Origin of the sequence: Citrobacter sp. wls826, from assembly GCF_005281245.1 — a bacterium.
In the GTDB taxonomy this organism is placed as follows: Bacteria; Pseudomonadota; Gammaproteobacteria; order Enterobacterales; family Enterobacteriaceae; genus Citrobacter; species Citrobacter braakii.
The window spans coordinates 4,334-16,638 of the sequence record NZ_SZWS01000010.1 but is presented as its reverse complement, the minus strand read 5'-3'; the positions used below and the strand labels follow the sequence as shown (position 1 = coordinate 16,638).

The following is a 12,305-nucleotide window of genomic DNA, read 5'->3' as shown; positions in this document are numbered from 1 at the left end:
CGGCAGTTCACGCAGACGGCGTGACAGCGGGATAGACGGCGGATCGCCAGCACGGCCGCCGCTGTAGTTGTCCAGACCAATATGAATTTTGCCGTCAAGAAAAGTCCCTACGGTTAACACAACCGCTTTGGCACGGAACTTCAGTCCCATTTGGGTCACTGCACCCACAACACGATCGTTTTCAACAATCAGATCTTCAACTGCCTGTTGGAAGATCATCAGATTAGGTTGATTCTCGAGTGCGGTGCGTACAGCCTGGCGATAGAGCACACGGTCGGCCTGAGCTCGGGTAGCACGAACGGCTGGCCCTTTGCTGGCGTTTAGTATCCTAAACTGGATACCTGCATGGTCGATCGCTTTTGCCATCAACCCACCAAGCGCATCCACTTCTTTTACCAGGTGTCCCTTTCCAATACCGCCGATCGCCGGGTTGCAGCTCATCTGTCCCAGAGTGTCGATATTGTGTGTCAAAAGCAGAGTCTGTTGACCCATTCGCGCCGCGGCCATTGCGGCCTCGGTGCCTGCATGACCCCCGCCAATGATGATGACGTCAAAAGGATCCTGATAAAACATGGTAATTGCCTCGCATAACGCGGTGTGAAAGTGGATTGAAGCCCGGGCCGTGGATTCTACTCAACTTTAGTCGATCGAGAAAGCCCTGGGATCCTGGGTATTAAAAAGAAGATCTTTTTATTTAGAGATCTGTTTTATTGTGATCTCTTATTAGGATCGCAACTTTCTGTGGATAAGGGCGATCCTTCGAATAAGATCAACAGGTTGTTGAGGATCATTAGCTGTGAATGATCGGTGATCCTGGCCCGTATAAGCTGGGAGCAGAATGAAGGGTTATACACAACTCAAAAACTGAACAACGGTTGTTCTTGGGATAACTACCGGTTAATCCAAGCTTTTAACCAGAGTTATCCACATAAAAAAGTACGATCTTTACAAATCTCTGAGCAATGGATGCCAGGATCCCAGCCAAATTTCAGCCGGATCTTCCGGAATTTCATGTTCCAGTACGTTGATCCTGAGCGTTTCGCCGATCTGTTTTGCCCCGCAGGCTTTCAGTTCGGCTTCCAGCTTGTCGATTGCGCCGCAAAAGGTGTCATATTCACGACTGCCGATCCCGATTGCACCAAAGTGCACTTGTGAAAGGTCCGGTTTTTGCTCGCATAAGGCATCATATAAAGGCTGCAGGTTGTCAGGAATGTCTCCCGCACCGTGCGTGGAGCTAATAATCAGCCAGATCCCATCAGTCGGGACCTCTTCAAGCATTGGCCCATGCAGTATTTCGCTGGAAAAACCCGCGTCGTCCAGTTTTTCAGCCAGATGCTCTGCTACATATTCCGCACTGCCAAGCGTGCTGCCGCTGATAAGAGTGATTTCTGCCATGATCGCCCACCTTTATAAAGAGGGCGTATTGTACGCTGTGAGCGAGCTGGGATCTACCTGTGGAAAAATAGGGGATTAAAAAAAGCGATCATGGCTTGATGGTACGCATGATCGGGTTTTGCAGGACGATCAGGGTCTCCGTGGACTGAATTTCATCAATTGTTTGGATCTTGTTGATAAGTACCTGCTGTAACGCGTCGATCGACTTGCACATCACCTTTATAAAGATGCTGTAGTGCCCGGTGGTGTAATACGCTTCGGTCACCTCATCGAGGCTTTCCAGTCTGGCCAACGCTGACGGATAGTCTTTCGCACTTTTCAGGATGATGCCGATAAAGCAGCCGACGTCATAGCCCAACTGTTTGGGACTAACATCAATCCGTGCGCCGGTAATAATCCCGGCCTGCTTCATCTTCTCTACGCGAACGTGAATTGTCCCCGGGCTAACGCCGAACTGTTTGGCTAATTCGGCATAGGCCGTTCGGGCATTTTCCATCAGGGCGTCAAGAATGCCGCGGTCCAGATTGTCGATCTGATAATTTTCCATAGGTTTTTCTTATGTAGATTAATGATTCCCTCTATTTTAGACGTTAATTTTAACGAATCAAAATCGAAGGCGGCTTTTTGTTTGTTGATTATTGAATATTACCTACATTCTGTTGCTTAATCATAGGCAACAGGACACAGGAGTACACATAATGAAAACCGCTTACATTGCCAAACAACGTCAAATTAGCTTCGTAAAATCTCATTTTTCTCGTCAGCTGGAAGAGCGTTTAGGTCTGATCGAAGTTCAGGCTCCGATCCTCAGCCGCGTAGGAGATGGCACGCAAGATAACTTGTCGGGCTGTGAAAAAGCGGTGCAGGTGAAGGTTAAAGCATTGCCAGACGCTCAATTCGAAGTGGTTCATTCACTGGCGAAGTGGAAGCGTCAAACATTAGGACAACACGACTTTAGCGCAGGCGAAGGGCTGTACACGCATATGAAGGCCCTGCGTCCCGATGAAGATCGCCTTTCCCCGCTGCACTCAGTGTATGTTGACCAGTGGGACTGGGAGCGCGTGATGGGCGACGGCGAGCGTCAATTCTCCACTCTGAAAAGCACGGTAGAGGCTATCTGGGCGGGAATTAAGGCTACCGAAGCTGCGGTGAGCAAAGAGTTTGGTCTGGCACCGTTCCTGCCAGAGCAGATTCACTTTGTTCATAGCCAGGAACTGTTATCTCGTTATCCTGGTCTTGACGCAAAAGGTCGTGAACGTGCGATCGCTAAAGAGCTGGGCGCGGTATTCCTGGTGGGGATCGGCGGCAAGCTCAGCGACGGTCACCGCCATGATGTACGTGCGCCGGATTATGATGACTGGAGTTCAGCATCCGAGCTGGGTCACGCCGGTCTGAACGGTGATATTTTGGTCTGGAACCCGGTACTGGAGGATGCGTTTGAGCTGTCTTCTATGGGGATCCGTGTGGATGCTGACGCTCTGAAACATCAGCTGTCTCTGACCGGAGATGAAGATCGTCTGAGTCTGGAATGGCACCAGGCGCTGCTGCGCGGTGAAATGCCACAGACGATTGGTGGAGGAATTGGGCAGTCGCGTCTGACCATGCTGTTGCTGCAATTACCACACATTGGTCAGGTTCAGTGTGGCGTATGGCCGGCACAGGTACGTGAAAGCGTCGCCTCTCTGTTGTAAGAATTAACGCCGCCAGCGTCTGAGCAGGCGGCTTCGCATCCCGGTATCAAAGCGCCAGATATGATCGAAAATGCGCATGATGCCGGGTTTACCATGTGCTGACATCGCCACCGCGTGAAAACGGTGTTGGTGCACCCGCTGTAATTCCCCCACTTTGCTGACAACCTCATCGGGCAATCGCTGAGCGATAAAATCTGAGATCACCACCGCATCAGCATCAAACCATTCCCGACCCTGCATGCGCTCAGTAATGGCGCGAAAACAGCTGGCAATATCGGTACCGCCGCGAAAGCGCTGACTTAAAAAACGGATCGCCTGTTCGATGCCCTCCGGGCCGGATAGCTCATAGCGCACTACTTCTGTTGAAAACAGCATGATGAAACAACGTCGGTTATCGGCAAGGGCGACGCGCATTAGCGCCAGGCAAAAGGCTTTCGCACACTGCTCATTAAACCCACCCATCGATCCCGAAGTATCAACGCAGACGATAAACGGTCCGCGCGGTTGCTCGTCAAAATCCTGATGCACCACGGGGCGTTCCGTGACTTTCTCACGCCATGCTTCGCCGTGCAGGCGATAGGTCAACAGCTGCTTTTCCACCAGTCGTCGGTAGAACTCGTATTCCAGTTCGGTAATGCCCAGCGTGGCCAGTTCCGGCGGCAGCAGGCGCAGGATATCGTCGCTTTGCTGGATGCCATCTACTTGCTCCGGGACGGTTGCCGGTTCGCGCACCAGGGTGCGGAAGGTTTCCATTGGCGCATCTTTACGCGGTACGGATTTCGCTTCTCTGGAACGGCCTAACTGCTCAGCCAGACGCTGGAGTTCAGGTTGTTGCGTCAGGAATTCGCCATATTTCACCATCAACTGATAATCACCGCGCTTGATTTGACCTGCGCTCATATCCCACAACCGGCCTGCGGCGTTGTCATTTTCTGCCAGTACGGGTTCCAGTTGCCCGCTAAGGGTCATCCGTTCCTGTACTTCACTGAGCAAATGCTCGCGCTCTTCTTCCAGCAGTTGCTGATTCAGCGTTGTGGTTTGCACCACCAGGCTCAGGCGCCAGCGCTGGAGAAAAAGCGTATGTAGGGCAGGCGTAAACGCGCTGTTGTCATTGACCAACTGCTGCGCTTGTCCGGCCCATGGCGAATGGAGGTGGTGCAATAGCGACAATATTTGCGGTAGCTGGACGATAAACTGCGCATGAGAGAGGAGCTGGCTTTGTTGATAGCATATAACCTCTTCCGCTAACTCCGGCGGTACATGGGTATCTTTGAGGCGGCTACGCAAAGATTCACGCCAGCGGGGAATATCGTCAGTGATCGCTTTTTTAAGGCGAGGGAATTTGTTAAAAAATACCACCATCTTTGGAGAAGCCAGCAGGGCGACGATCATCTCTTCGATCATCGCTTCTTCACTGACTGCCAGCATGATGTTGAGCGTATCAAGGGTCAGCATTGTTGCGCCTGGCGGATTTGTGCCCCGACATCCTGCAGACTGGCCTCAATGCGGCCTAACCAGTCGCTATGAATAAACAGACATTTTTGCTGCTCGCTAAATGCGCTGTGCTGCTGATGCCACTCGTTATCGAGCGCTTCAAGCTCCTGTTTTATTTCAGCGGGCATACTCTCTTGTGATGTACCGGGCAATGCCAGGCGAGAGCCTTGTAAGCTGACGTCGCGTACAACCAGGTGCTGCGCGCTATCCACTTCCATGTTCAGCGTCTGGGCAAAACCGATGCCGTTTAATTTTCCGCGGATCTCACCGCCTTTGGTTAACCACAGTTCCAGCGCACTACGTTCGAAAGCAATATGGATTACTTCCATATCATGCAGCTTTAAGGGTTTTTGCAGTAGTAATGTCACGACGGAAGACGTGGCCTCCGGCGGTAAATCATAATGAGGACGACGGCTGAACATGCCGCCCTGACGGATCACGGTGAATGCTGTTTTATCGCTTTGCTGCTGCTGGAGCTGAATGCGGCGCTGCACAATACTGCCCAGACGGGTCAGCATGGCTTGCTGTTGCCATGCGTGTCCGGTCATCAATATTTCCAGCTGCTGCTGCATCAGATTCAGGCTTTGTGCGTCGTACCACAGGCAATCTTTCAGCAGGATCAGGTCGATGGGAACTACCGCATCACGTCCGCTAAAGAAGGCGCTGGCCTGGAGCAAGCGAATGGCTTTTTTCCAGCGACGATCGGACACGTAGGGGGCATTCGGTAGCGTGTCCAGCTGCTGGCGCAGCATGAAAATAAGCTCAAACACGCGATCGGGAAGCGTGATGGCGCCAATGTCCTTTTGCCACTGGTAATACTCTTCATCCGTTACCTGTAACGATGCCGGGACCGGATTGTCGCTTTCATCCTGCTGACTTAACAGCATCGAGCGGAAGTTGGCCTTGTCCTGGACTTTATCCAGCCAAAGACGAATCAGCATACGGTCATACAGCGCTTCCAGGCTGCTGTCTGCTTCAGGCAGTTCGTTGGAGGCTGCCACCAGCAGGCGCATCGGGATTTTCTCTTCATGCGCGCCGTTGCGGAAGTGGCGTTCGTTGATGGCGGTCAGCAGGGTGTTAAGAATCGCCGGTCCCGCCTTCCAGATTTCATCGAGAAAGACGATTTCAGCTTCAGGGAGATAGCCTGCCGTTAAGCGTTCATAGCGACCTTCGTCTTTTAACGCCTGAATGGACAGCGGGCCGAAAACCTCTTCCGGCGTAGAGAAGCGCGTCATCAGATATTCGAAGGCGCGAGCATTTTGAAAGGCAAATTTCAGTCTGCGGGCAATTAAGCTTTTAGCGATCCCGGGAGGACCTAATAAGAAAACGCTCTCGCCGCTAAGTGCAGCCAGCAGACACAGACGAATGGCGTGGCTACGTTCATAAAGTCCCTTTTCCAGCGCATTGCTCAGACGGGAAATTCTTTCCGCTAATAAATGTGGGTGAGCCATAATGAAGTGGCGTCCTTTCGCCAAATGTACTGCATAAACAGCGAGTATAGATGCTTCACACCAGTGCAGTAATAGACTGAAGGTGCGCTTATTTTTCTTTGAGCCAGATTAATCTGGTCTCATTTAGGGGTACGATTTTGCGATTAATCGTGCATACTGTGCGCCTTTTTGTGGGCCAAGGGACGACGCACACATTTCTTATATATACACCAAATCAATCAAGCTGCACCAAGGCGGCAATGGAGTTTTCTTCTGGGATGGGGGGAATAACGAATGCAGCTCACGCGGAGGTAGCTTGAAAGATGATGTGTATAAACGAAAGACGAGTCTATGAGCACTGATAATAAACAATCATTGTCTGCGATTACCCTTGCGGCCATTGGGGTTGTCTACGGTGATATTGGTACCAGCCCACTTTATACGCTTCGTGAATGTTTGTCCGGCCAGTTTGGTTTTGGCGTTGAACGTGACGCCGTATTTGGCTTTCTCTCGCTGATTTTCTGGCTGCTGATCTTTGTTGTCTCCATTAAATACCTGACGTTTGTCATGCGCGCGGATAACGCCGGAGAAGGCGGGATCCTGACGCTGATGTCATTGGCCGGGCGTAATACTTCAGCACGAACAACCTCCATGCTGGTGATTATGGGGTTGATTGGCGGCAGCTTCTTCTATGGAGAAGTGGTGATAACGCCTGCTATCTCGGTGATGTCGGCGATTGAAGGTCTGGAGATCATTGCCCCGCAACTGGATACCTGGATTGTTCCGCTCTCGATAATCGTACTGACCCTGCTGTTTTTGATTCAAAAACACGGTACCGGCATGGTCGGTAAGCTGTTTGCGCCGATTATGCTGTTGTGGTTCCTGACGCTGGCAGTGTTAGGCGTGCGCAGTATTATTGGCAATCCGGAAGTGCTGCAGGCGCTCAATCCGTATTGGGCGGTGCATTTCTTCCTCGAATTCAAAACGTTGTCCTTTATTGCGCTGGGTGCGGTGGTGTTGTCGATTACCGGTGTTGAAGCGCTGTATGCGGATATGGGCCACTTCGGTAAGTTGCCGATTCGCCTGGCATGGTTCTCCGTGGTATTGCCTTCGCTGGTACTGAACTATTTTGGTCAGGGGGCGTTGCTGTTAAAGCATCCTGAAGCGATTAAAAACCCGTTCTTCCTGCTGGCACCGGACTGGGCGTTGATACCGCTCCTGATCCTCGCCGCGCTGGCAACGGTTATCGCTTCACAGGCGGTTATCTCCGGCGTCTTCTCACTGACGCGTCAGGCCGTGCGTCTGGGGTATTTATCGCCGATGCGTATCATCCATACCTCGGAAATGGAATCGGGCCAGATCTACATTCCTTTCGTTAACTGGATGCTCTATTTTGCAGTGGTTATTGTGATTGTGAGCTTTGAACACTCCAGTAATCTGGCTGCGGCGTACGGGATTGCGGTGACGGGGACGATGGTGCTGACCTCAATTCTGTCGACCACCGTGGCGCGCAAAAACTGGCACTGGAATAAATACTTCGTCTTCCTGATCCTGGTGGCGTTCTTGTGCGTCGATGTTCCGCTGTTCTCCGCGAACCTCGATAAACTGATTTCCGGCGGTTGGCTGCCTCTGACGCTGGGTCTGGTGATGTTCACCATCATGACCACCTGGAAAAGCGAGCGTTTCCGTCTGCTGCGTCGCATGCATGAGCACGGCAACTCTCTGGAGGCGATGATTGCCTCTCTGGAGAAATCACCACCGGTACGCGTGCCGGGAACGGCGGTGTACATGTCTCGTGCATTGAACGTCATCCCGTTTGCGCTACTGCATAACCTCAAACATAACAAGGTGCTGCATGAACGCGTTATTCTGCTGACGCTGCGCACGGAAGATGCACCATATGTTCACAACGTGCGTAGGGTGCAGATTGAGCAGTTATCGCCCACCTTCTGGCGCGTGGTGGCCAGCTACGGTTGGCGCGAAACGCCGAACGTTGAAGAAGTGTTCCATCGCTGCGGTCTGGAAGGCTTAAGCTGTCGGATGATGGAAACCTCGTTCTTCATGTCGCACGAGTCGTTGATTGTTGGAAAACGACCATGGTATCTGCGTCTGCGTGGCAAGCTGTATCTGCTACTACAACGCAATGCGCTGCGCGCCCCGGACCAGTTTGAAATCCCACCGAACCGGGTTATTGAGCTCGGTACTCAGGTCGAGATTTAATCTCATCGACGCCCTCTTTCATTGCGAAAGGGGGCGTTTTGTTTTGTCCCTCCCAGTTTTCATTTCATCGAATGATAATCCTTGCGAAACGTTTCGATGGCGATCACATTTTCGTAACTTCGCGGTGGTTTTATCTCCACTCTTCGCTCTACACTTATCTTCAGCGAAACGTTTCGCTAGTGGGGAAAGAAAATGAAGAAAGGCACGGTACTCAACTCTGAAATTTCATCGGTGATCTCCCGTCTGGGGCATACCGATACGCTGGTGGTGTGTGATGCAGGTTTACCCATCCCGAATAGCACAACGCGTATCGATATAGCATTAACCCAGGGCGTACCTTCTTTTATGCAGGTACTGGATGTGGTGACACGTGAAATGCAGGTCGAGGCGGCCATTCTCGCGACGGAAATTAAACAACATAATCCGCAACTCCACGAAACGTTGCTCAGCCACATTGAGCAACTGCAACAACACCAGGGAAACACCATAGAAATTCGTTACACCACGCATGAACAATTCAAAAAACAAACCGCAGACAGTCAGGCGGTAATTCGCAGCGGAGAGTGTTCTCCGTATGCGAATATCATTCTCTGTGCTGGCGTCACGTTCTGAGGCCATCATGAACGCATTACTGCAACTCAAAGGGATCGATAAAGCGTTCCCGGGCGTAAAAGCGCTATCCGGCGCCGCGCTGAATGTCTACCCAGGCCGCGTAATGGCGCTGGTGGGTGAAAACGGCGCGGGCAAATCCACCATGATGAAAGTGCTGACCGGGATCTATACCCGTGATGCCGGTTCTTTATTGTGGTTGGGAAAAGAGACCACCTTTAACGGCCCTAAATCCTCCCAGGAAGCCGGAATCGGTATCATCCACCAGGAGCTGAATTTGATCCCGCAACTCACTATCGCCGAGAACATTTTTCTTGGCCGTGAGTTCGTTAATCGCTTTGGCAAAATTGACTGGAAGAAGATGTACGCCGAAGCCGATCTGCTGCTTGCCAAACTGAATCTGCGCTTTAAAAGCGACAGACTGGTCGGTGAACTGTCGATTGGCGATCAGCAGATGGTTGAAATTGCCAAAGTGCTGAGCTTTGAATCGAAGGTCATCATTATGGATGAACCGACGGATGCGCTCACCGATACCGAAACCGAATCCCTGTTCCGCGTCATTCGCGAACTGAAATCTCAGGGACGCGGCATTGTCTATATTTCTCACCGCATGAAAGAGATCTTCGAGATTTGCGACGACGTGACCGTTTTTCGCGACGGGCAGTTTATTGCCGAGCGTGAAGTCGCCTCGCTGACCGAAGACTCGCTGATTGAAATGATGGTGGGACGTAAGCTGGAAGATCAATACCCGCGCCTGGAAAAAGCGCCGGGTGATATTCGCCTGAAGGTCGATAACCTGTGCGGCCCTGGCGTAAACGATGTTTCATTCACGCTACGTAAAGGCGAGATCCTTGGCGTATCGGGGCTGATGGGTGCCGGACGTACCGAGCTGATGAAAGTGTTGTACGGCGCATTGCCGCGCACCAGCGGTTACGTCACGCTTGATGGCCATGAAGTGGTCACCCGTTCGCCGCAGGATGGGTTGGCTAACGGCATCGTCTATATTTCTGAAGACCGTAAACGCGATGGTTTAGTGCTGGGCATGTCGGTGAAAGAGAACATGTCACTAACCGCGCTGCGTTATTTCAGTCGCGCTGGTGGAAGCCTTAAACATAAAGACGAGCAGCAGGCGGTAGGTGATTTTATTCGTCTGTTCAATGTTAAAACGCCATCGATGGAACAGGCTATCGGCCTGCTTTCTGGCGGTAATCAGCAGAAAGTGGCGATTGCGCGCGGTCTGATGACCCGACCAAAAGTCCTGATCCTCGATGAACCAACGCGCGGCGTTGACGTTGGGGCTAAGAAAGAAATCTATCAGCTTATCAACCAGTTTAAGGCCGATGGGCTGAGCATCATTCTGGTCTCCTCTGAGATGCCAGAAGTATTGGGCATGAGCGATCGAATTATCGTTATGCATGAAGGGCATCTCGGCGGTGAGTTCACTCGCGAGCAGGCCACTCAGGAAGTATTAATGGCTGCCGCTGTGGGCAAGCTTAATCGCGTGAATCAGGAGTAAAAAAGATGACTACCCAGGCTGTTTCTGGTCGCCGTTATTTCACTAAAGCATGGCTTCTGGAGCAAAAGTCGCTCATCGCTCTGTTAGTGCTGATCGCGATTGTTTCCACCATGAGCCCTAACTTTTTTACCGTTAATAACCTGTTCAACATTCTCCAGCAAACGTCGGTGAACGCCATCATGGCCGTTGGCATGACGCTGGTTATCCTGACGTCGGGGATCGATCTGTCTGTCGGTTCTTTGCTGGCGCTTACCGGTGCGGTTGCGGCTTCCATTGTAGGGATTGAAGTCAATGCGCTGGTGGCTGTCGCTGCGGCTCTGGCGCTCGGCGCTGCTATTGGCGCGGTAACCGGGGTGATTGTCGCGAAAGGCCGGGTACAGGCGTTTATCGCGACCCTGGTGATGATGCTGCTGCTGCGTGGTGTGACCATGGTATACACCAACGGCAGTCCGGTTAATACCGGGTTTACTGACAATGCCGATCTGTTTGGCTGGTTTGGTATTGGTCGTCCGTTAGGCGTCCCTACGCCTGTTTGGATTATGGGGATTGTCTTCCTCGCGGCGTGGTACATGCTGCACCACACTCGTCTGGGTCGTTATATCTATGCGCTGGGCGGTAACGAAGCGGCAACGCGCCTGTCCGGTATCAGCGTAAGTAAAATCAAAATTATCGTTTATTCCCTGTGTGGTCTGCTGGCATCGCTGGCGGGCATCATTGAAGTAGCGCGCCTCTCCTCTGCGCAACCGACGGCAGGTACTGGCTATGAGCTGGATGCTATCGCCGCGGTGGTGTTAGGTGGTACCAGCCTGGCGGGTGGTAAAGGACGTATTGTTGGGACGCTGATCGGCGCATTGATTCTTGGTTTCCTCAATAATGGTTTGAATTTGTTAGGTGTATCCTCCTATTACCAGATGATCGTCAAAGCGGTGGTGATTTTGCTGGCGGTACTGGTAGACAACAAAAAGCAGTAACAACGATTACAGGACATCTTAAATATGAACATGAAAAAACTGGCTACCCTGGTTTCTGCTGTTGCGCTGAGCGCCACCGTGAGCGCGAATGCGATGGCGAAAGATACCATTGCGCTGGTGGTCTCCACCCTCAACAACCCGTTCTTTGTTTCTTTGAAGGATGGGGCGCAAAAAGAGGCCGATAAGCTGGGCTACAACCTGGTGATTCTGGATTCACAGAACAACCCGGCGAAAGAGCTGGCTAACGTTCAGGATTTAACGGTTCGTGGAACTAAAATTCTGCTGATTAACCCGACGGACTCCGATGCTGTTGGTAACGCTGTGAAGATGGCTAACCAGGCGAAAATTCCGGTTATCACCCTTGACCGCGTTGCGTCCAAAGGCGAAGTGGTAAGCCATATTGCATCTGATAACGTGCTGGGCGGTAAGATTGCGGGCGATTACATCGCGAAGAAAGCGGGTGAAGGCGCGAAAGTTATCGAACTGCAGGGTATTGCCGGTACTTCAGCGGCGCGTGAGCGTGGCGAAGGTTTCCAGCAGGCTGTTGCGGCACACAAATTTAACGTACTGGCCAGCCAGCCGGCCGACTTCGACCGCACCAAAGGTCTGAACGTCATGCAGAACCTGCTTACCGCGCATCCTGACGTGCAGGCCGTATTTGCCCAGAACGATGAAATGGCGTTGGGTGCGCTGCGCGCACTGCAAACTGCGGGTAAATCTGATGTGATGGTGGTTGGATTTGACGGTACTCCAGATGGCGAAAAAGCAGTAAATGATGGCAAACTGGCTGCGACCATTGCTCAGCTGCCGGATCAGATCGGCGCGAAAGGCGTTGAGACTGCGGATAAAGTACTGAAAGGCGAGAAGGTTCAGGCTAAATATCCGGTTGACCTGAAGCTGGTCATCAAGCAGTAATACCGATTCAGGTCGCTCGCGGCCTGATGGAGACATAAAGACGCCATCCCCGTATCGGGTTTTG

General features: G+C 52.0%; 11 protein-coding genes. 6 read left to right on the top strand and 5 right to left on the bottom strand.

Annotated features, from left to right (window positions below):
* The 3 genes from FDW87_RS21320 to asnC form a co-directional block, all read right to left on the bottom strand.
* On the bottom strand, positions 1-573 hold a 573-nt coding region (locus FDW87_RS21320; protein WP_252362912.1), incomplete at its 3' end, for an FAD-dependent oxidoreductase.
* Between the two features lie 372 nt (positions 574-945).
* Positions 946-1,395, bottom strand: a complete 450-nt coding sequence (gene mioC / locus FDW87_RS00660; RefSeq protein WP_016155086.1) for an FMN-binding protein MioC — start codon at positions 1,393-1,395, stop codon at positions 946-948.
* A gap of 88 nt (positions 1,396-1,483) precedes the next feature.
* On the bottom strand, positions 1,484-1,942 hold the full coding sequence (gene asnC, locus FDW87_RS00655) for a transcriptional regulator AsnC (RefSeq protein ID WP_003023780.1): 459 nt from the start codon (positions 1,940-1,942) through the stop codon (positions 1,484-1,486).
* Positions 1,943-2,093: 151 nt separating this feature from the next.
* Between asnC and asnA the strand changes: the two genes are divergently transcribed.
* The gene (gene asnA / locus FDW87_RS00650; RefSeq protein ID WP_016155087.1) at positions 2,094-3,086 is read left to right on the top strand and encodes an aspartate--ammonia ligase; all 993 of its coding nucleotides are present in this window, start codon (positions 2,094-2,096) and stop codon (positions 3,084-3,086) included.
* Positions 3,087-3,089: 3 nt separating this feature from the next.
* On the opposite strand, the gene viaA is transcribed toward asnA, so the two are convergent.
* Together viaA and ravA are read right to left on the bottom strand one after the other, a co-directional pair.
* Positions 3,090-4,541: an ATPase RavA stimulator ViaA gene (viaA, locus tag FDW87_RS00645; protein WP_016155088.1), complete on the bottom strand. Its 1,452-nt coding sequence runs from the start codon at positions 4,539-4,541 to the stop codon at positions 3,090-3,092.
* Positions 4,535-6,031 carry an ATPase RavA gene (gene ravA, locus FDW87_RS00640; protein WP_047358450.1) on the bottom strand — a complete coding sequence of 499 codons (1,497 nt, stop codon included), beginning with the start codon at positions 6,029-6,031 and terminating at the stop codon, positions 4,535-4,537. The genes viaA and ravA overlap by 7 nt, the downstream gene beginning before the upstream one ends.
* Positions 6,032-6,361: 330 nt before the next feature.
* Between ravA and kup the strand changes: the two genes are divergently transcribed.
* From kup to rbsB, 5 genes are all read left to right on the top strand, one after another.
* Complete coding sequence (kup, locus tag FDW87_RS00635) at positions 6,362-8,230, top strand: low affinity potassium transporter Kup (protein ID WP_003023768.1); 1,869 nt, start codon at positions 6,362-6,364, stop codon at positions 8,228-8,230.
* A gap of 192 nt (positions 8,231-8,422) precedes the next feature.
* Positions 8,423-8,842, top strand: coding sequence for a D-ribose pyranase (gene rbsD, locus FDW87_RS00630; protein WP_016157824.1), 420 nt, complete (start codon positions 8,423-8,425; stop codon positions 8,840-8,842).
* A 7-nt stretch (positions 8,843-8,849) separates the two neighbouring features.
* Positions 8,850-10,355: a ribose ABC transporter ATP-binding protein RbsA gene (gene rbsA / locus FDW87_RS00625; protein WP_003023764.1), complete on the top strand. Its 1,506-nt coding sequence runs from the start codon at positions 8,850-8,852 to the stop codon at positions 10,353-10,355.
* A 5-nt stretch (positions 10,356-10,360) separates the two neighbouring features.
* Positions 10,361-11,326 (top strand): ribose ABC transporter permease, encoded by a 966-nt coding sequence (gene rbsC, locus FDW87_RS00620; RefSeq protein WP_003023762.1) that lies wholly within the window; start codon positions 10,361-10,363, stop codon positions 11,324-11,326.
* A gap of 24 nt (positions 11,327-11,350) precedes the next feature.
* The gene (gene rbsB, locus FDW87_RS00615; protein ID WP_003023760.1) at positions 11,351-12,241 is read left to right on the top strand and encodes a ribose ABC transporter substrate-binding protein RbsB; all 891 of its coding nucleotides are present in this window, start codon (positions 11,351-11,353) and stop codon (positions 12,239-12,241) included.
* Positions 12,242-12,305 lie beyond the last annotated feature (64 nt).